A 19,058-nucleotide genomic window follows, 5' to 3' on the forward strand; every position below is an offset into this window, starting at 1 on the left:
CCCCTCATCGGATTGAGTCCCTGCCAGCTTCACCGGGCTCTTGATCAAGGAGAGACTGATGACGTCGCGTCGCAACATCGAACAGACTTATCGCACCTGGTCCAGCCCGATTCTGCTGGAGCTGAAGAAGCGCGAACACCAAATGGCGCCGGTCGAGCGTCAGGCACTGGAGAATGTTTTGGTCGAACGACGGTTGCTGGATGTTGGCAACCCCGGCGGCCCTGACAGACGCCAGGGCACTGCGGGCAAGAATGACCGGCCCGGTTGATCACACCATATCGTCCTGCAACACGAAAAGATCGCAGCCTTCGGCAGCTCCTACAGAGATGGATAAAAATCCCTGTAGGAGCTGCCGCAGGCTGCGATCTTTTGATCTTCAGGCGGCGCGCTGCCCCTCCGCCACCATCGCCGAAGCCGCCAGCATCGCCCGCAACAACACCGCACACCCGGCCGCCAGATCATCCGGCGTGGCATTCTCGATTTCGTTGTGGCTGATCCCGCCTTCGCAGGGTACGAAGATCATCCCCGCAGGACCGAGTTCGGCGAGGAAGATGGCGTCGTGTCCCGCGCCGCTGACGATGTCCATGTGCGACAGGCCCAGACCTTTTGCTGCGCCGCGTACCGCCTCGACGCAGCCCTTTTCAAAGTACAGCGGCGGAAAGTCTGCAGTCGGGGTCAGTTCATAGGTCAGGCCGTGTTCTTCGCAGGTGGCGTCGATGACTTGTTTCACCTCGGCGATCATTGAGTCCAGCCGCTCCGGTTGCAGATGGCGGAAGTCGAGGGTCATGCGCACTTCGCCGGGGATGACGTTGCGCGAGCCGGGGTAGGCTTGCAGGCAACCGACGGTGCCGCAGGCGTGGGGTTGATGGCCGAGGGCGGCGCGGTTGACCGCACCAACGATGACCGAGGCGCCGACCAGCGCGTCCTTGCGCAGGTGCATCGGCGTGGGCCCGGCGTGGGCTTCGACGCCGCGCAGTTTCAGGTCGAACCACTTCTGCCCGAGGGCGCCGAGCACCACGCCGATGGTTTTCTGCTCGTCTTCGAGGATCGGGCCTTGCTCGATGTGTGCCTCGAAATAGGCACCGACCTTATGTCCGCTGACCTTGCGCGACCCGGCGTAACCGATCGCATTCAGGGCCTCGCCAACGGTGACGCCGTCGGCATCGACCTTGGCCAGGGTTTCTTCGAGGGTGAATTTCTCGGCGAACACCCCGGAGCCCATCATGCACGGAGCAAAGCGCGAGCCTTCCTCGTTGGTCCAGACCACCACTTCCAGCGGCGCTTCGGTTTCCACGCCGAGGTCATTGAGGGTGCGCAGCACCTCGACGCCAGCGAGCACGCCGAAGCAGCCGTCGAACTTGCCGCCGGTGGGCTGGGTGTCGATGTGGCTGCCGGTCATCACCGGCGGCAAGTTCGGATTGCGCCCCGGGCGACGGGCGAAGATGTTGCCGACTTCATCCACCGTGACGCTGCACCCGGCGTCCTTGCACCACTGCACGAACAGGTCACGGGCCTGACGGTCGAGGTCGGTCAGGGCCAGGCGACAGACCCCGCCCTTGACCGTTGCACCGAGCCTGGCCAGTTCCATGAGCGAGGCCCAGAGGCGGTCGCGGTTGATGTGCTGATGGGTGGATTGCAGAACGTCTACGGCTGCGTTCATGTTGATCTCCTCAGGCAGTTTCTTATGAATTTATTCAGCTACATCTCTGGCGTTAGTCAGGCCATCTTCGCGAGCAGGCTCGCTCCCACAAGTGAACGCATTCCAATGTGGGAGCGAGCCTGCTCGCGAAGGGGCCATTCCTCACACCGAAGATTTCACAACAGACGGGCTGCTTCGCATCGAACACAACCCGTAATAAATCACCCCACCCAGCGCCGAACCGGTAAACCAGCCGTAGCTGTAAAACCAGCTGAACGCATCGCTGCCCAGCGACAGCAAGGTCAGCACCACCGGCACGCCAAACGCGGTGAACCCGGCCCAGTTCCACGCCGGATAGACGTCGTCGCGATAAAGCCCGGCCAGGTCCAGTTGCTGTTTCTTGATCAGGAAATAGTCCACCACCATGATCCCGGCAATCGGTCCGAGCAGGCTCGAATAGCCCAGCAGCCAGTTGGAATACACGGTTTCCAGGCTGACATCGGAAACGATCAGCCCGAGTTTTTTCAGCAGCTCGTGGGCCATCAACGCCAGCCCGACGAAACCAGTGAGCAACACCGCTTTGGTGCGGTTGATCACCTTGGGTGCGATGTTCTGGAAGTCGTTGGTCGGCGAGACAATGTTCGCTGCGGTATTGGTCGACAGCGTGGCGATGATGATCAACGCCATGGCCACCGCGACCCACAGCGGGCTCTGGATATGGCCGATCAGGCTCACCGGGTCGGACACCGTCACGCCGACCAGTTTCACCGACGCAGCGGTCATCACCACACCCAGCGAAGCGAACAGGAACATGGTCAGCGGCAGACCGAAAATCTGCCCGAGTATCTGGTCCTTCTGGCTCTTGGCGTAGCGGCTGAAGTCGGGAATGTTCAGCGACAGCGTGGCCCAGAAGCCGACCATCGCCGTCAGCCCGGCGGCAAAGTAACTGACCACACTGGCGCCTTCCGGGCGTTTCGGTGGAATCGCCAGCAACTCGGTCATCGACACATTGGGCATCGCCCACACCAGCAGGCCAATGCCGACCGCCACCAGCAGCGGCGCGGACAGGGTTTCCAGCCATTTGATCGACTCGGCGCCACGGATCACCACCCACAGGTTCAGCGACCAGAAGATCATGAAGCCGATCACCTCCCCCGTGCCGCCGAGGGACTTCCAGCCCTCGAAGATCGAGCCGAGAAACAGGTGAATCGCCAATCCGCCAAACATCGTTTGAATCCCGAACCAGCCGCACGCCACCAGCGCACGAATCAGGCACGGCACGTTCGAGCCAAGCACGCCGAACGACGAGCGCAGCAGCACCGGGAACGGAATGCCGTACTTGGTGCCGGGGAACGCATTGAGCGTCAGCGGGATCAGCACGATGACATTGGCCAGCAGAATCGCCATCAGCGCTTCGCCGACGGTCAGTCCGAAATACGCGGTGAGCACGCCGCCGAGAGTGTAGGTCGGCACGCACACCGACATGCCGACCCACAGCGCGGTGATGTGCCATTTGTTCCAGGTTCGCTCGCGCACCTTGGTCGGTGCCATGTCGTGGTTGTAACGGGGACTGTCGAGGACGTCGCTGCCGGCTTCGAGTTCGAACAAGCCGTCGCGCTCGGTCACTTGCGATCTGTTCTGGTGCATGGCCGCTCCACTGTTCTTCTGATTATTTTTTTGCTCATCAGGCGGCTGCACACGGGGTGCGAGCCGGACGATGGCCGGAGGAACTGACAACTTTCGTGTACCGGCCATGGTGTCAGCGGCGGCATCAATAAACGTGCCGGGTACTTCGTCTGACGCTCAGGCGGTGCTACAAACGCATTGCAACTTTCTGATATTTCTCGGTTTTAATTATTCACCGAAAGAGCCCGCGAAAACTTGTCTGCACGCTCAGGCTAAACGTTTGCCAAGTTGTTCGAACTGTCAGGACTCAATCTGGTGCACTGCACTTTTTTTCATCATGAGCAATCAGCCGCAGCTCAACTTCAAGCGGCTGATTTCACATAGGAAATCTTGCTCATATTTCCATCCTGTCAAGTGCGTCAAAATGGTGAACAGCCTCACCATTTTGGTGATTTATGTTTTTTATCGTTATTTTTCATACACTTAAAACAGACATAAGCTTATAAAAAATAATCTTGATCAATTGAAGAACTGCGACTAGCTTCTATTCCTGACAGCACTGACAGGAATAAGCCGATCAGCGTTGTACATCAATAAAACATTTAGAACCGGCACAAGTCGGTCATGCCTGCGAGGAACTCGGAATGTCTCTGTTGATCCGTGGCGCCACCGTTGTTACCCATGATGAAAGTTATCGCGCCGACGTCTATTGCGCCGACGGCGTGATCAAAGCCATTGGTCAGAATCTGGATATTCCCGCCGGTGCCGAAGTGCTCGACGGCAGCGGCCAATACCTGATGCCCGGCGGCATCGATCCACACACCCACATGCAACTCCCGTTCATGGGCACCGTGGCCAGTGAAGACTTCTACAGTGGCACCGCCGCAGGTCTGGCCGGCGGCACTACCTCAATCATCGACTTCGTGATTCCCAATCCGCAGCAGTCGTTGATGGAAGCGTTTCACCAGTGGCGCGGCTGGGCCGAGAAGTCGGCATCGGACTACGGCTTCCACGTCGCGATCACCTGGTGGAGCGAGCAAGTGCGTGAGGAAATGGCCGAGCTGGTCAGCCATCACGGGATCAACAGCTTCAAACATTTCATGGCCTACAAGAACGCGATCATGGCCGCCGACGACACGCTGGTGGCAAGTTTTGAACGCTGCCTGGAACTCGGCGCCGTGCCGACCGTGCACGCGGAAAACGGCGAACTGGTCTATCACCTGCAACGCAAGCTGATGGCCCAGGGCATTACCGGGCCGGAAGCGCATCCGCTGTCGCGGCCGTCGCAGGTGGAAGGCGAAGCGGCGAGCCGGGCGATTCGCATTGCCGAAACCATCGGCACGCCGTTGTACCTGGTGCACGTGTCAACCAAGGAAGCCCTCGACGAAATCACCTATGCCCGCAGCAAGGGCCAGCCGGTGTACGGCGAAGTGCTCGCCGGGCATCTGCTGCTCGACGACAGCGTCTACCAGCACCCGGACTGGCAGACCGCCGCCGGCTACGTGATGAGCCCGCCGTTTCGCCCGCGCGGCCATCAGGAAGCGCTGTGGCACGGTCTGCAAAGCGGCAATCTGCACACCACCGCCACTGACCACTGCTGTTTCTGCGCCGAGCAAAAAGCCGCCGGACGCGACGACTTCAGTAAGATCCCCAACGGCACCGCCGGCATTGAAGACCGCATGGCGTTGCTGTGGGATGAAGGGGTCAACAGCGGACGTTTGTCGATGCAGGATTTCGTTGCCCTCACTTCCACCAACACCGCGAAAATCTTCAACCTCTACCCGCGCAAAGGCGCGATCCGCGTCGGTGCCGATGCCGACCTGGTGCTGTGGGACCCGCACGGCACCCGCACCATTTCCGCCAAGACCCACCATCAGCAGGTGGACTTCAACATCTTCGAAGGCAAGACCGTGCGCGGCGTGCCGAGCCATACCGTCAGCCAGGGCAAAGTGGTCTGGGCCGACGGCGACCTGCGCGCCGAACGCGGGGCCGGGCGGTACATCGAACGGCCGGCGTATCCGGCGGTGTTTGATTTGCTGAGCAAGCGGGCTGAGAGGCACAAGCCGACGGCTGTGAAACGCTGAAATCCAGGCCTTCGGCCTTCGCGAGCAAGCTCGCTCCCACATTTGAAATGCATTCCCCTGTAGGAGCTGCCGAAGGCTGCGATCTTTTGATCTTGATCTTTAACACCAAGATCAAAAGATCGCAGCCTTCGGCAGCTCCTACACGGGAAATTGACCAATGCCCGATAGAGGCAGTTACCGTGAGGCACAAAACCGTGATCGAGACCCTGAACCATCTCCCGCACCCGCACGAAAGCGCGGCCGCCCTCGCCGGCCATTTCACCGATCTGGCGCCACCGCTCAACGCCCGGCAGGCGCATCTGGAAGCCTCGCGCTGCCTGTATTGCTACGACGCGCCATGCGTCAACGCGTGCCCGAGCGAGATCGACATTCCGTCGTTCATCCGCAACATCCATCAGGACAACGTGCCCGGCGCAGCGCAGAAAATTCTTTCGGCGAACATCCTCGGCGGCAGTTGCGCCCGGGTCTGCCCGACAGAAATCCTCTGCCAGCAAGCCTGCGTGCGCAACAACGCCCAGGAATGCGCACCAGTGCTGATCGGCCTGTTGCAACGCTACGCCGTGGACAACGCGCACTTCACCGAGCACCCGTTCCAGCGTGCGGCCAGCACCGGCAAGCGCATCGCCGTGGTCGGCGCAGGGCCAGCGGGTTTGTCCTGCGCCCACCGCAGTGCGATGCACGGGCATGACGTGGTGATTTTCGAAGCACGGGAGAAGGCTGGCGGCCTTAATGAATACGGGATCGCCAAGTACAAACTGGTCGACGACTACGCGCAGAAGGAGCTGGATTTCCTCCTGCAGATCGGCGGCATCGAAATCCGTCACGGGCAGAAACTTGGCGAGAATCTGACCCTCAGCGAGCTGCATCAGCAGTTCGACGCGGTGTTCCTCGGCCTCGGCCTCAACGCCAGCAAACAGCTCGGCCTGGCTCACGAGGACGCCCCCGGCCTGCTCGCCGCCACCGATTACATCCGTGAACTGCGCCAGGCCGATGATCTGACGCAACTGCCACTGGCCGAACGCTGCATCGTCCTCGGCGCCGGCAACACCGCGATCGACATGGCCGTGCAGATGGCCCGCCTCGGAGCGCGTGACGTGAATCTGGTGTATCGCCGGGGCGCGGCGGACATGGGCGCCACCGGTCACGAACAAGACATCGCCAAAGCCAATCAGGTGCGCCTGCTGACCTGGGCGCAACCGGAGGAAGTGCTGCTCGACGCGCAAGGCAAGGTGCGCGGCATGCGTTTCGCCCGCACTGATCTGGTCGACGGTCGCCTGCAAACCACTGGCGAAACTTTCGAGCTGGCCGCTGACGCGATTTTCAAAGCCATCGGCCAGGCCTTCGACAGCAGCGCCCTCGCCGACCCGCTGGCCCGTGAACTCAAGCGTCAGGGCGAACGGATTCAGGTCGACGACAACCTGCGCACCAGCATTCCCGGCGTGTATGCCGGTGGCGACTGCACCAGCCTCGATCAGGACCTCACCGTGCAAGCCGTACAGCACGGCAAACTCGCCGCCGAGGCGATCAACGCGCAACTGATGCTCAACGTGGAGGCTGCGTAAATGGCCGATCTCTCGATAGTCTTCGCCGGTATCAAAGCGCCCAATCCGTTCTGGCTGGCCTCCGCGCCACCAACCGACAAGGCCTACAACGTCGTGCGCGCCTTCGAGGCCGGCTGGGGGGGCGTGGTCTGGAAAACCCTCGGCGAGGATCCGGCAGCGGTCAACGTCTCGTCGCGCTACTCGGCACACTACGGCAACAACCGTGAAGTGCTGGGCATCAACAACATCGAACTGATCACCGACCGCTCGCTGGAGATCAACCTGCGCGAAATCACCCAGGTCAAGAAGGACTGGCCGGATCGTGCGCTGATCGTCTCGCTGATGGTGCCGTGCGTCGAGGAATCGTGGAAACACATCCTGCCGCTGGTGGAGGCCACCGGCGCCGATGGCATCGAGCTGAATTTCGGTTGCCCGCACGGCATGCCCGAGCGCGGCATGGGCGCGGCGGTCGGTCAGGTGCCGGAGTACGTCGAGCAGGTCACTCGGTGGTGCAAGACCTATTGCTCGCTGCCGGTGATCGTCAAGCTGACACCGAACATCACCGACATCCGCGTCGCCGCCCGTGCTGCCCATCGCGGTGGCGCCGATGCGGTGTCGCTGATCAACACCATCAACTCGATCACCAGCGTCGATCTGGAGCATATGGTCGCCCTGCCCACCGTCGGCAGCAAAAGCACCCACGGCGGTTACTGTGGTTCGGCCGTCAAACCGATCGCGCTGAACATGGTCGCCGAAATCGCCCGTGATCCACAGACCCAGGGCCTGCCGATCTGCGGCATTGGTGGCATTGGCAGTTGGCGTGACGCGGCGGAGTTCATGGCGCTGGGCAGCGGCGCGGTGCAGGTTTGCACCGCGGCGATGCTCCATGGCTTCCGCATTGTCGAGGAGATGAAGGACGGGCTGTCGCGCTGGATGGACAGCCAAGGCTACGCCAACATCGCCGAGTTCTCCGGGCGCGCAGTGGGAAATACCACGGACTGGAAGTACCTCGACATCAACTATCAGGTCATCGCGAAGATCGACCAGGACGCGTGCATTGGTTGCGGGCGTTGCCACATTGCTTGCGAAGACACTTCACACCAGGCGATCAGCAGCCTGAAACAGGCCGACGGCACGCATAAATATGAAGTGATCGATGATGAGTGCGTGGGCTGCAATCTGTGCCAGATCACCTGTCCGGTGGCGGACTGCATCGAGATGGTGCCGATGGAGACCGGCAAGCCGTTTCTGGACTGGAATCATGATCCGAGGAATCCGTACCATGTCTCAGCATAGGGCAGGTAGCGTCTGAACTGGCGCCTTCGCGAGCAGGCTCGCTCCCACATTTGAAATGCATTCCCTTGTGGGAGCGAGCCTGCTCGCGAATGAGCCATCGGTTTCAACCCATCAATCAGGGTTCCAACCCGATCCCGCGCAATATCACACTGGTCACCGTCTGCACCGCCCGCTCGAACTGCATGTCCGACAGCGGCTGATGCTCGTTGAGAATATTCACCTGATGATCGAAGTCGGCGTAATGCTGGGTCGAGGCCCAGATCATGTACAGCAGGCTCGATGGCTCCACCGGCAGAATCCGCTTGTCCTCGACCCACTGGCGGATCTTCGCTTCCTTCATTTTTGCCCAGTCGTACAGGCTCAGATCCAACGCCTCACCTAACGTTGGCGCGCCGTGGATGATTTCGTTGGCCCAGACTTTCGAACCATACGGCCGGCTGCGCGAGTGGTTCATCTTGGCGCGGATGTAGCTGCTGAGCACCACCCGCGGGTCATCGAACATCTCGAAGCACAGTGCGTCCTGCTTCCACACTTCCAGCAGGTCGAACAGCACCGCGCTGTACAGTTCGCTCTTGGTGGAAAAGTAGTAATGCAGGTTGGAGCGCGGCAGTTGCACTTCGGCGGCGATGTCGGCCATGGCGGTGCCGCCGAAGCCTTTTTCGGCGAAGACTTTTTCCGCCGCCAACAGGATTTTCTCGACGTTACTGCGGCGGATCTCGATCTTGTGATTGCCCATGAGGGCTCCCTGACAACGACGTTGCTGAAGACTAGCATCCGCTCTGGCCTCGGGGCGACCGCCGCAAACAAAACTTCGTATGAAGGTCGGCGCATGGCTAAACTGGCGTTTCTTTGTCCTGCCTCAGAGGTATCCGCGATGCTGTTCAAGAACGTCCTGACCACCACTGCCCTACTCGCTTCGCTGTTCGCCGCATCTTCGGTTTTCGCCCACGCCCACTTGAAAAGCGCCACCCCGGCCGCCGACAGCACCGTAGCCGCGCCGGCCGATCTGCGCCTGACCTTTTCTGAAGGCGTCGAAGCCAGTTTCACCAAAGTCAGCCTGACCCACGACGGCGCCCCGGTCGCAATCAAACCTTTGAGCACCGAAGGCGACAAGAAAACCCTGATCGTCACCCCCGCCGCACCGCTCGGCGCCGGTGAATACAAAGTCGAATGGCACGCGGTGTCAGTCGACACACACAAGAGCGAAGGCGCCTACCAGTTCAAGGTTGGCCAGTAATTCATGAGTGAAGCGCTGGTGCTGTGCCGCTTTGTGCATTTCAGCGCGGTGTTGATGCTGTTCGGCGCCTGGCTGTTCCGGCCGTTGCTGCTCAAGACGCCAGTGCCGACACTGGATCGGCATCTGGCGCAAATGGCGCGCTGGCTGACCGCGATTGCGCTGCTCAGCGGTGTCACCTGGGCACTGTTGATCACCGCGAGCATGGCCGGTTCGGCGGCGGCCGCGTTCGACCCGACGACCATTGGCGTGGTGCTCGGCAACACGTTTTTCGGCCAGGTCTGGCGTTGGCATCTGCTGATCAACGCGCTGTTGCTAGCGTTGCTGTTCACGCCGTGGCGCTCGAGCGTGCCGCTGCGCCTGGGCTTGAGCGCGCTGTTGTTGGCGACGCTGGCGCCGGTCGGTCACGGCGCGATGCTCGATGGGCTCAGCGGGCAGCTGCTGATTCTCAATCAGATCGTTCATCTGGCATGCGTGGCGGCGTGGCTCGGCGGGCTGTTGCTGCTGGTTTTGATCCTGCGTCAACCGAGTGAAGCGATGAGCCGGATCCTGCAGCGCTTCAGCGGCGTCGGTTATGCCATCGTCGGCGGGCTGCTGATCACCGGGTTGATCAACGTGCGCGTACTGACCGGGCAATGGTGGCCGACGCCGCTGTTCAGTGGGTTTGCCTTGATTCTGCTGATCAAGGCGTTGCTGGTGCTGGGCATGCTCGCGCTGGCGCTCTTCAATCGCTTGCGGATTGACGATTGCGAGCAACGAATGGGCGCGCTCAAGCGCAGTGTGGTGCTGGAGTGGTTGTTGGGGATGGGTGCCGTTGCTGCGGTCTCCCTGCTCGGTACTTTGCCGCCGATGATTGCAGCCTGAAAAGCAAAAGATCGCAGCCTTCGGCAGCTCCTGCATTGGAATGCGATTCCCTGTAGGAGCTGCCGAAGGCTGCGATCTTTTTGCTCTTAATGCGGTTGTGTGTCGCCCGCTGCGGTGTCGATGCTGACCACCACCGACATCCCCGGGCGCAAGCGTTCCTCTTCCTGCTGCCCCTCATCAATGGTGATCCGCACCGGTACGCGCTGGGCGATTTTCACAAAGTTGCCGGTGGCGTTGTCGGCCTGCAACAGGGCGAATTCCGAGCCGGTACCGGGTGAAATGTGCTGCACATGGCCGGTGAACTTGCGATGGTTCAGCGCATCGACGGTGAAGCGCACCGGCTGCCCGACGCGCACGTTGTTCATCTGGGTTTCCTTCATGTTGGCGATCACCCATTTCTGGTTCGGCACCAACGCCATCAGTTGCGCCCCGGAGTTGACGTAAGCGCCCAGGCGCACGCCAATCTGTCCGAGCTGGCCGTCGCGCGGGGCGACGATGCGCGTATTCGACAAGTCGATCCGCGCCAGTTGCACCGCTGCTTCAGCACTGGCCACCGAGGCTTCCAGCGAACCGCGATTGACGATCACCGTCTGCAGATCCTGACGAGCGATTTCGAGGTTGGCCTTGGCCTGCGCCACGGCGGCGATACCTTGTGCGTTGGCCGCGAGCGTCACGTCCATCTCGCGTTTCGAGACCGAGCCGTCACCCACCAGCTCCTTGTTACGCCGCAGATCCGCCTCGCTTTTACGCAACTGCGCCTCGCTGTCGGCCACCACGGCCTGACGCAGTTTGATCGTCGCTTCGGCGCTGTTGCGTTGCTGCACCACGTTGGCCAGCGCGGCTTTCTGCACCGCCAGTTGCGCCAGCGACTGGTCGAGGCGCTGCTGATAAATCCGGTCGTCCAGGCGCACCAGCAGATCGCCGGCCTTCACGTACTGGAAATCCTGCACCGGCACCTCGAACACGTAACCGCTGAGCTGCGGACCGATGATCGTCACCTGGCCACGCACCAGGGCGTTTTCGGTGGTTTCGACCGCACTGCTGAACGGCGGCAACTGCCAGGCGTAGAGCACGATCAGCACACCGACGATGGCAATCGCGGCAAAGCCCAGTGACGAGATGATCCGCACCCGCAACGAGCGCGGCTCGGTGTTCGGCGAGGACGGCGGCGCCACGCCTTCCGGGGTGGCGGCGATGGCATTGGTGGTTGTGGTGGTCGGTTCGGTCATGAATTGGAAGCACCGTCAGGAGGTACGGAAGGCGCGGGGTCGACGGCTTTGGTGGTGCTCATCAGCCACAGCGCACGAATGGACAGCCAGATCATGGTCAGCACCGCAATCACGGCGATCAGCATGAATACATCGTTATAGGCCAGCACGTTGGCTTCGCGAGTGGCCGCGTTGGACAGGCTGCGAATCCCGGCCAGATTGCGCAGGCTCGGGTCGGCCAGCAAGGAACCGTAAGCCGACCCACCGCTCTGCACACGGGCGGCCACCAGCGGATCGGACAGCGTCAGGTGCTCGACCAGATGACTGGAATGAAATTTCTCGCGCACGATCTGGAACGTGCCCAGCAATGCCGCGCCAAGCAGGCCGCCAAGGTTGTTGCAGATCCCGAACAACACCGAAAAACTCACCAGATTGCGCGGATTGGTCAGCACGTTGCGGGTGCCAAAAACCATGGTCGGTCCCAGAAAAAACGTGCTGCCGAAGGCCAGCAGGAACTGGCTGAAATACAGGTTTTGCGGGCGGGTCAGGTTGTTGGAAAAACTGTCCATCACCGAACCTGTGGCCATCAGCGCCAGCGAGATGATCAGCGGCATCAGCAGGTGCTTGGGGTCGATGGTCAGTGCGCTGGTCGCCAGCCCGGCGACGCTGCCGATCAGCATCACCACATACAGGCTGTGCAACTGCTCATAACCCATGTTGAGGTTCTGCATGAAACCGACGGCGCCGGTGGACTGTTCCGAAGTGACCATGCGAATCAGGGTCACCGCCAGCGCCAGGCGGATCATCGTGCCGCTGCCGAGCCAACGGGTCATCAGCATCGGGTTACTGCGATTGTGCTCGATCGCCAGGCCCGCGAGGATCAGGGCAATCGAGGCCGCCAGCGCATAGCCGATCCAGTTGGCTTCCAGCCACCAGTCGATCCGCCCCAGCGACAGCACCGCGCAAAGCAGTGCCACGCCGCTGGCGAGAATGGCGAAGGTCAGAAAGTCCAGCGGCTCGAAGGTTTTGAAGCGATCACCGGGCGGCAACTTGAGCAGCAGCACGCAGCCCAGCGACAGCAAGGCCATGCCCAATTCGAACAGGTACAAGCCGCGCCATTCGGCAATCTGCAGCAAGTCTTCGGAGAACAGGCGCGCCAGCGGCAGGGCCAGTTGCGAGGCACCGAGGCCCAGCACCAGCGCCTTCAACCGCCACTTGGCCGGAAATGCCTGGATCATGTAATACAGGCCCAACGAACTCAGCGCCGCACCGACCATGCCGTGCGCCGCCCGCACCGCGATGGCCGAGCTCAGGTCGTTGACGAACAGATGACCGAACGTCACTAGCGCATACAGCACCAGAAACACTTCGGTGAACGCGCGCAGGCCGAACTGCTGGCGAAACTTCACCAGCAGCAGGTTCATCGACACGTTGGTCATCACGTACGCAGCCGGCAGCCAGGCCATCTCCGCCGTGGTCGCGCCCAGCGCGCCTTGCAGGTAAGGCAGGTTGGCGACAACCAGCGAGTTGCCCAAACCACCGGTCACCGCCACCAGCAACCCGACCAGCGCATAGGCCAGGCGCTTGGGGTTGGAGTGCAGCGGCGTCGAGGGGGAACCGGGCAGGCTGGGCTTCTCGTGAGGCTGCCAGTCGCGCGGGGCGTATCGATCCATTGAAAGGCCTTGTGCTTGTGTTGCCGGGAGTTTGCCGCAAATCCTGCGGCAAACCCACAATCCTGTGGGAGCTGGCTTGCCGGCGATGACGGCAGTCGGCTCGGCAACAGGCTGACTGGCAGACCGTTATCGCGGGCACGCCCGCTCCCACGGGTTTGCGGTGGATTCGTAAATTCTGTTTAAAGGTCCTCTCGCCCGCAACGGATTTTTCCCGCGCCGGGCAACTGCCACCCTTGCAGCCCTTCTCAACCTGCAAGGTGCCCGTTATGACCACGCCCCACTGGCAACGCTCCCCACGCCTGCTGAAAAACCTTCTGGCTGCCGCACTGTTGCTGCCCGCCCTCGCCTTCGCCCAGGAACGACCGTGGCCGGACGGTTCGCAACTGGTGATTTCAGTGTCGATGCAGTTCGAAACCGGCGGCCAGCCCGAGGGGGCAGAAAGTCCGTTCTCCGGCAGCCCATTGCCCAAGGGCTACCCTGATCTGCCGGCGCAGACCTGGTTTGATTATGGCTACAAGGAAGGCTTGTGGCGGATGCTCGACCTGTGGGATCGCACCGGGATCAAGGTCACCTCGCATGTGGTCGGCGAAGCGGCGCTCAAGCACCCGGAACTGGCGAAAGCGATTGCCGAGCGCGGCCACGAAGTGGCAGCCCACGGCATGCGCTGGGCCGATTCCTACAACATGAGTTACGACCAGGAAAAACAGTTCATCGGCGACGGTGTCAACGCGCTGGAAAAACTCACCGGCCAGCGCTCGCTGGGCTACAACGCCAACTGGCTGCGGCGCAGCCCCAACACGCTGAAGGTCCTGCAAGACCTGAACTTCAGCTACCACATCGATGATGTCAGCCGCGACGAACCGTTCGTGACCATGGTCCGTGGGCGCAAATTTGCCGTGGTGCCGTATACCTTGCGCAACAACGACATCGTGTTGATCGAGGGTCGGCACTTCTCCGCCGAGCAGTTCTATCAGCAATTGGTGCTGGAGTTTGATCGCCTGTACGCCGAAGGCGCGAGCAAGCGGCGGATGATGTCAGTGAGTCTGCACGACCGCATCGGCGGCACTCCGGCGATGGTCGAGGCGATGGAACGCTTTATCCGCTATGCGCAGGCGTATCCGAAGGTGAGTTTCATGCGCAAGGACCAGATCGCCCGGATCGTCCTGACCGAGAAAAATCCGCTGATCGACAACACAGAGGCGCTCTATAACCGGTAAACCCGTCGAAACCAGCCCTCTTTGCAGCATTTGGAGGGCTGCCACCTCGCGCAAAATCATCGTAAAAAGCCCTGTTGACTTTTACGGAAAACCTCGCAACTATCCGCAACCATGTTGTACGACGACGTATAACAAATAATAAAAACAACAAATGTAACAGGGAGCGTCACAGTGAGCACACTCGTCTGCAATTCCGTTCGCACGTCCCGTATTTCCATCCCCCGCCCGCGTTCCACCGTGAGTTTGATCGGCTGCAGCAGCCTCGCCCTGGTTTTGCCGATGAGCGCCGACGCCGAAGGCTTCCTCGAAGACAGCAAAGCCACGCTGAACCTGCGCAACGCCTACTTCAATCGCAACTTCGTCAACCCGAACTACCCGCAGGGCAAGGCTGAAGAGTGGACACAAAACTTCATCCTCGATGCCAAATCCGGCTTCACCCAAGGCACGGTCGGTTTCGGTCTCGATGTGCTCGGGATGTATTCGCAAAAACTCGATGGCGGCAAGGGCACGGGCGGTACGCAACTGTTGCCGATCCACGATGACGGTCGCCCGGCGGACAACTTCGGGCGACTGGGTGTAGCACTCAAAGCCAAGGTGTCGAAGACAGAATTGAAGGTTGGCGAATGGATGCCGGTGCTGCCGATCCTGCGCTCGGACGATGGCCGCTCGTTGCCGCAGACCTTTCGCGGTGGCCAGATCACCTCCACCGAAATCAACGGCCTGACCCTCTACGGTGGGCAGTTCCGTGGCAACAGCCCGCGCAACGACGCCAGCATGGAAGACATGTCGATGAACGGCCGCGGCGCCTTCACCTCCGACCGTTTCAACTTCGGCGGCGGCGAGTACACCTTCAACGACAAGCGCACCCTGGTCGGCGTGTGGTACGCCGAACTCAGCGACATCTACCAGCAGCAGTATTTCAACCTCAGCCACAGCCAGTCGCTGGGCGACTGGACGCTGGGCGCCAACCTCGGTTTCTTCACCGGCAAGGAAGACGGCAGCGCCCAGGCCGGCGACCTCGATAACAAGACTGCATTTGCCATGCTGTCGGCCCGCTACGGCGGCAACACCTTCTATCTCGGCCTGCAAAAACTCAGCGGCGATGATGCGTGGATGCGGGTCAACGGCACCAGCGGCGGCACCCTGGCCAACGACAGCTACAACGCCAGTTATGACAACGCCAAAGAGCGTTCCTGGCAGTTGCGTCATGACTACAACTTCGTCGCCCTCGGCATTCCCGGCCTGACTCTGATGAACCGCTACATCAGCGGCGACAACGTGCACACCGGGACGATAACCGACGGCAAGGAATGGGGTCGCGAGTCGGAACTGGGATACACCGTGCAGAGCGGGCCGCTGAAAAACCTCAATGTGAGATGGCGCAACGCGACGATACGCCGGGACTTCAGCACCAATGAGTTCGACGAGAACCGGGTCTTTATCAGCTATCCGATTTCGTTGTTGTAAAGCCAGTCCTCACACCGGGTTTCCCTGTGGGAGCGAGCTTGCTCGCGAAGGCGGCGTGTCAGTCGATACAAGAGTTGCCTGGACCGGCCTCATCGCTGGCAAGCCACTCCCACAGGATTTTGTGGTGAATGCGGTCATTGAAAACAACGCTGATACCGGTGGGAGCTGGCTTGCCAGCGATGGCCGCGGAAGATTCACCTTTGATGTTCATTGCCACAGCGCTTTCGCGAGCAGGCTCGCTCCCACAAGGGGATTGCATTGCAGCGAAGGCGCCGCGGTGATTGAAAAGTGAATGAGCCCCTTCCGTCATTTACCCCGAAAGTCGCGTTGACAAGTTCCGGAAACCCTACCGATACTTCAGCGCAGTCATACGACAACCTACAACAAACCTAATAACAACGTGTAAGGGATTGCCATGACGTCTACCTCTACTCCCCGCGCCCGGTTCAACCGTCTGCTGCTGACCGGCGCCGCCGGTGGCCTGGGCAAAGTCCTGCGCGAACGTATGCGCCCTTATGCCCATGTCCTGCGCCTGTCGGACATCGCGGCTCTCGCCCCGGCCGTTGATGATCGCGAAGAAATCGTCCTCTGCGATCTGGCCGATAAACAGGCGGTGCACCAACTGGTCGAAGGCGTCGACGCGATCCTGCATTTCGGCGGTGTCTCCGTGGAGCGGCCGTTCGAAGAGATCCTCGGCGCCAACATCTGCGGCGTGTTTCACATCTACGAAGCTGCACGCCGCCATGGTGTGAAGCGCGTGATCTTCGCCAGTTCCAACCACGTCATCGGCTTCTACAAACAGGACGAGCCGCTCGACGCCAGCTGCGCCCGCCGCCCCGACGGCTACTACGGCTTGTCCAAGTCCTACGGCGAAGACATGGCCAGTTTCTACTTCGATCGCTACGGCATCGAGACCGTCAGCATCCGCATCGGCTCCTCGTTCCCCGAGCCACAGAACCGCCGAATGATGCACACCTGGCTGAGCTTCGACGACCTCACGCAATTGCTCGAACGCGCACTGTACACGCCAAACGTTGGCCATACCGTGGTCTACGGCATGTCCGCCAACAAGGAGGTCTGGTGGGACAACCGCTTCGCCAGTCACCTCGGTTTTGAGGCCAGGGACAGCTCCGAAGTGTTCCGCGAAAAAGTCGAAGCGCAGCCTATGCCCGCCGCCGATGACCCGGCACGGATCTATCAGGGCGGCGCGTTTGTCGCGGCCGGCCCCTTCGGCGACTGAACACTCTGCCAACGACGCAAAGGAATGAGTATGCAAGCCGAATTGATCGTCGATGCGCGCAACGCCGTGGGCGAAAGCCCGGTCTGGGTGCCGCAGGAAAACGCGCTGTATTGGGTCGATATTGCCAACGGCGGGCTGCAACGCTGGAGCGCTGACACCGGCCAGGTGCAGGCTTGGAAAACCCCGCAAATGCTCGCCTGCATCGCCCGTCACAGCGGTGGCGGCTGGGTTGCCGGCATGGAGAACGGCTTTTTTCATCTGCACCCGCACAGCGACGGCAGCCTCGACAGCGAATGGCTCGCCACCGTTGAGCACAGCCGAGCAGACATGCGCCTCAACGATGGTCGCTGCGACTGCCAGGGCCGTTTCTGGGCTGGCAGCATGGTGCTGAATATGGGCCTGAACGCATCCGAAGGCCGGCTCTACCGCTACGGCGCCGGGCAGTCTGGTGTGATCGAAGCGCAACTCGACGGCTTCATCGTGCCCAACGGCCTCGGCTTCAGCCCTGACGGCAAGACGATGTACCTGTCGGATTCACATCCGCACGTGCAGTTGATCTGGGCCTTCGATTACGACACCGAGACCGGCACCCCGTCGAATCGGCGGATCTTCGTTGACATGCACCATTTCCCCGGCCGACCGGATGGCGCTGCCGTGGATGCCGAAGGCTGCTACTGGATCTGCGCCAACGACGCCGGACTGATTCACCGTTTTGCCCCGGACGGACGCCTCGATTTCTCGCTGGAAGTGCCGGTGAAAAAACCGACGATGTGTGCCTTCGGCGGCAGCCGCCTGGACACCCTCTTCGTGACCTCGATTCGTCCCGGCGACGACCACGATCCGCAATCCCTGGCCGGCGGCGTGTTCGCCCTCAACCCCGGGGTCAAAGGCCTGGAAGAACCGCTGTTCGACGATTCCCTGTAACACCCGCCTCTGCTGCACCGCTGCGCCTTGAACACAACAATAACAAGACTGGAGACTCACCCCCATGAACTTCAAACGCACCTTGCTGGCCGCTGCAATCCCGCTGATGTTCACCTTCACTGGCGCCGCCCAGGCCCTGCAACTCAAATTCGCTGACATCCATCCCGCCGGTTATCCCACCGTGGTGGCCGAAGAAAACATGGGCAAGACCCTGACCCGGGAAACCAACGGCGAGCTGACCTTCCAATACTTCCCCGGCGGCGTGCTGGGTTCGGAAAAGGAAGTCATCGAGCAGATGCAAGTCGGCGCGGTACAGCTGTCTCGCGTCAGCCTGGGTATCGTCGGCCCGGTAGTGCCGGACGTGAACGTGTTCAACATGCCGTTCATCTTCCGCGACCATCAACACATGCGTAACGTCATCGACGGTGCAGTGGGCGACGAGATCCTCGACAAAATCACCAACTCCGAATTCGGCCTCGTGGCCCTGGCCTGGATGGACGGCGGCACGCGCAACGTCTACACCAAGAAACCGGTACGCAAGCTCGAAGACCTCAAGGGCATGAAGATTCGCGTGCAAGGCAACCCGATGTTCATCGACATGATGAACGCCATGGGCGGTAACGGTATCGCCATGGACACCGGGGAAATCTTCAGCGCCTTGCAGACCGGCGTGATCGACGGCGCGGAAAACAACCCGCCGACCCTGCTCGAACACAACCACTTCCAGAACGCCAAGTTCTACAGCCTGACCGGACACCTGATCCTGCCAGAGCCGATTGTGATGTCGAAAATCACCTGGGAAAAACTCACCCCGCAACAACAGGCGCTGGTCAAGACCGCCGCCAAGGCTGCCCAGGCTGAAGAGCGCGTGCTGTGGGACAAGAAGTCCGCTGCCAGCGAAGAAAAACTCAAGGCCGCTGGCGTCGAGTTCATCGAGGTCGACAAGAAACCCTTCTACGACGCCACCGCTCCGGTGCGGGAAAAGTACGGCGCGAAGTACGCCGACCTGATCAGGAAAATCGAAGCCGTTCAGTAATGCCTCCCG

Annotated in this window: 17 protein-coding genes; 11 read left to right on the plus strand and 6 right to left on the minus strand. The window is 61.0% G+C overall.

The window, feature by feature from the left end:
* Positions 1–58: 58 nt before the first annotated feature.
* Positions 59–268 (plus strand): hypothetical protein, encoded by a 210-nt coding sequence (locus LOY52_RS15635; protein WP_258674889.1) that lies wholly within the window; start codon positions 59–61, stop codon positions 266–268.
* Positions 269–376: 108 nt separating this feature from the next.
* Here the strand turns inward: LOY52_RS15635 and LOY52_RS15640 are convergent, their stop codons facing one another.
* Together LOY52_RS15640 and LOY52_RS15645 are read right to left on the minus strand one after the other, a co-directional pair.
* On the minus strand, positions 377–1,660 hold the full coding sequence (locus LOY52_RS15640; protein WP_258674891.1) for a Zn-dependent hydrolase: 1,284 nt from the start codon (positions 1,658–1,660) through the stop codon (positions 377–379).
* A gap of 141 nt (positions 1,661–1,801) precedes the next feature.
* The gene (locus LOY52_RS15645; RefSeq protein WP_258674893.1) at positions 1,802–3,286 is read right to left on the minus strand and encodes an NCS1 family nucleobase:cation symporter-1; all 1,485 of its coding nucleotides are present in this window, start codon (positions 3,284–3,286) and stop codon (positions 1,802–1,804) included.
* A 623-nt stretch (positions 3,287–3,909) separates the two neighbouring features.
* Between LOY52_RS15645 and hydA the strand changes: the two genes are divergently transcribed.
* From hydA to preA, 3 genes are all read left to right on the plus strand, one after another.
* Positions 3,910–5,349, plus strand: coding sequence for a dihydropyrimidinase (gene hydA, locus LOY52_RS15650; RefSeq protein WP_258674894.1), 1,440 nt, complete (start codon positions 3,910–3,912; stop codon positions 5,347–5,349).
* A gap of 194 nt (positions 5,350–5,543) precedes the next feature.
* The gene (locus tag LOY52_RS15655) at positions 5,544–6,911 is read left to right on the plus strand and encodes an NAD(P)-dependent oxidoreductase (RefSeq protein WP_258679882.1); all 1,368 of its coding nucleotides are present in this window, start codon (positions 5,544–5,546) and stop codon (positions 6,909–6,911) included.
* Entirely contained in the window at positions 6,912–8,186 is a 1,275-nt protein-coding gene (gene preA, locus LOY52_RS15660) for an NAD-dependent dihydropyrimidine dehydrogenase subunit PreA (protein ID WP_258674896.1), read from the plus strand.
* Between the two features lie 115 nt (positions 8,187–8,301).
* Here the strand turns inward: preA and LOY52_RS15665 are convergent, their stop codons facing one another.
* A complete protein-coding gene (locus LOY52_RS15665; RefSeq protein WP_027613201.1) occupies positions 8,302–8,922 on the minus strand; it encodes a TetR/AcrR family transcriptional regulator in 621 nt (206 codons plus the stop codon).
* 138 nt (positions 8,923–9,060) lie between these two features.
* On the opposite strand from LOY52_RS15665, the gene copC reads away from it, so the two are divergent.
* Positions 9,061–9,423, plus strand: a complete 363-nt coding sequence (copC, locus tag LOY52_RS15670) for a copper homeostasis periplasmic binding protein CopC (protein WP_258674899.1) — start codon at positions 9,061–9,063, stop codon at positions 9,421–9,423.
* 3 nt (positions 9,424–9,426) lie between these two features.
* A complete protein-coding gene (gene copD, locus LOY52_RS15675; protein WP_258674901.1) occupies positions 9,427–10,284 on the plus strand; it encodes a copper homeostasis membrane protein CopD in 858 nt (285 codons plus the stop codon).
* Positions 10,285–10,370: 86 nt separating this feature from the next.
* On the opposite strand, the gene LOY52_RS15680 is transcribed toward copD, so the two are convergent.
* Together LOY52_RS15680 and LOY52_RS15685 are read right to left on the minus strand one after the other, a co-directional pair.
* Positions 10,371–11,513: an HlyD family secretion protein gene (locus LOY52_RS15680; protein WP_258674903.1), complete on the minus strand. Its 1,143-nt coding sequence runs from the start codon at positions 11,511–11,513 to the stop codon at positions 10,371–10,373.
* Positions 11,510–13,165 (minus strand): MFS transporter, encoded by a 1,656-nt coding sequence (locus LOY52_RS15685; protein ID WP_258674905.1) that lies wholly within the window; start codon positions 13,163–13,165, stop codon positions 11,510–11,512. The genes LOY52_RS15680 and LOY52_RS15685 overlap by 4 nt, the downstream gene beginning before the upstream one ends.
* A 266-nt stretch (positions 13,166–13,431) precedes the next feature.
* Here LOY52_RS15685 and LOY52_RS15690 point away from each other — a divergent pair, with 266 nt between their 5' ends.
* Complete coding sequence (locus LOY52_RS15690; protein WP_258674907.1) at positions 13,432–14,382, plus strand: polysaccharide deacetylase family protein; 951 nt, start codon at positions 13,432–13,434, stop codon at positions 14,380–14,382.
* 171 nt (positions 14,383–14,553) lie between these two features.
* The gene (locus LOY52_RS15695; protein WP_258674908.1) at positions 14,554–15,849 is read left to right on the plus strand and encodes an OprD family porin; all 1,296 of its coding nucleotides are present in this window, start codon (positions 14,554–14,556) and stop codon (positions 15,847–15,849) included.
* 58 nt (positions 15,850–15,907) lie between these two features.
* Here LOY52_RS15695 and LOY52_RS15700 read toward each other — a convergent pair whose 3' ends face one another.
* Positions 15,908–16,060: a hypothetical protein gene (locus LOY52_RS15700; protein ID WP_258674909.1), complete on the minus strand. Its 153-nt coding sequence runs from the start codon at positions 16,058–16,060 to the stop codon at positions 15,908–15,910.
* A gap of 204 nt (positions 16,061–16,264) precedes the next feature.
* Between LOY52_RS15700 and LOY52_RS15705 the strand changes: the two genes are divergently transcribed.
* The 3 genes from LOY52_RS15705 to LOY52_RS15715 all read left to right on the plus strand — a co-directional run bounded on the left by LOY52_RS15705 (position 16,265) and on the right by LOY52_RS15715 (position 19,049).
* On the plus strand, positions 16,265–17,089 hold the full coding sequence (locus LOY52_RS15705; RefSeq protein ID WP_258674911.1) for an NAD(P)-dependent oxidoreductase: 825 nt from the start codon (positions 16,265–16,267) through the stop codon (positions 17,087–17,089).
* A gap of 30 nt (positions 17,090–17,119) precedes the next feature.
* Complete coding sequence (locus tag LOY52_RS15710; protein WP_258674913.1) at positions 17,120–18,013, plus strand: SMP-30/gluconolactonase/LRE family protein; 894 nt, start codon at positions 17,120–17,122, stop codon at positions 18,011–18,013.
* Positions 18,014–18,077: 64 nt separating this feature from the next.
* Positions 18,078–19,049 carry a TRAP transporter substrate-binding protein gene (locus LOY52_RS15715; protein ID WP_258674915.1) on the plus strand — a complete coding sequence of 324 codons (972 nt, stop codon included), beginning with the start codon at positions 18,078–18,080 and terminating at the stop codon, positions 19,047–19,049.
* Positions 19,050–19,058 lie beyond the last annotated feature (9 nt).

The sequence above is a fragment of the Pseudomonas sp. B21-051 genome (assembly GCF_024748795.1).
Taxonomy (GTDB): Bacteria; Pseudomonadota; Gammaproteobacteria; order Pseudomonadales; family Pseudomonadaceae; genus Aquipseudomonas; species Aquipseudomonas putida_A.

Coding starts and splice junctions, on each gene's coding strand:
- copC (WP_258674899.1), top strand. CDS start 9,061: ATGCTGTTCAAGAACGTCCTGACCACCACTGCCCTACTCGCTTCGCTG.
- LOY52_RS15690 (WP_258674907.1), top strand. CDS start 13,432: ATGACCACGCCCCACTGGCAACGCTCCCCACGCCTGCTGAAAAACCTT.
- LOY52_RS15705 (WP_258674911.1), top strand. CDS start 16,265: ATGACGTCTACCTCTACTCCCCGCGCCCGGTTCAACCGTCTGCTGCTG.
- copD (WP_258674901.1), top strand. CDS start 9,427: ATGAGTGAAGCGCTGGTGCTGTGCCGCTTTGTGCATTTCAGCGCGGTG.
- preA (WP_258674896.1), top strand. CDS start 6,912: ATGGCCGATCTCTCGATAGTCTTCGCCGGTATCAAAGCGCCCAATCCG.
- LOY52_RS15665 (WP_027613201.1), bottom strand. CDS start 8,922: ATGGGCAATCACAAGATCGAGATCCGCCGCAGTAACGTCGAGAAAATC.
- LOY52_RS15685 (WP_258674905.1), bottom strand. CDS start 13,165: ATGGATCGATACGCCCCGCGCGACTGGCAGCCTCACGAGAAGCCCAGC.
- LOY52_RS15640 (WP_258674891.1), bottom strand. CDS start 1,660: ATGAACGCAGCCGTAGACGTTCTGCAATCCACCCATCAGCACATCAAC.
- LOY52_RS15700 (WP_258674909.1), bottom strand. CDS start 16,060: ATGAACATCAAAGGTGAATCTTCCGCGGCCATCGCTGGCAAGCCAGCT.
- LOY52_RS15635 (WP_258674889.1), top strand. CDS start 59: ATGACGTCGCGTCGCAACATCGAACAGACTTATCGCACCTGGTCCAGC.
- LOY52_RS15710 (WP_258674913.1), top strand. CDS start 17,120: ATGCAAGCCGAATTGATCGTCGATGCGCGCAACGCCGTGGGCGAAAGC.
- hydA (WP_258674894.1), top strand. CDS start 3,910: ATGTCTCTGTTGATCCGTGGCGCCACCGTTGTTACCCATGATGAAAGT.
- LOY52_RS15680 (WP_258674903.1), bottom strand. CDS start 11,513: ATGACCGAACCGACCACCACAACCACCAATGCCATCGCCGCCACCCCG.
- LOY52_RS15715 (WP_258674915.1), top strand. CDS start 18,078: ATGAACTTCAAACGCACCTTGCTGGCCGCTGCAATCCCGCTGATGTTC.
- LOY52_RS15645 (WP_258674893.1), bottom strand. CDS start 3,286: ATGCACCAGAACAGATCGCAAGTGACCGAGCGCGACGGCTTGTTCGAA.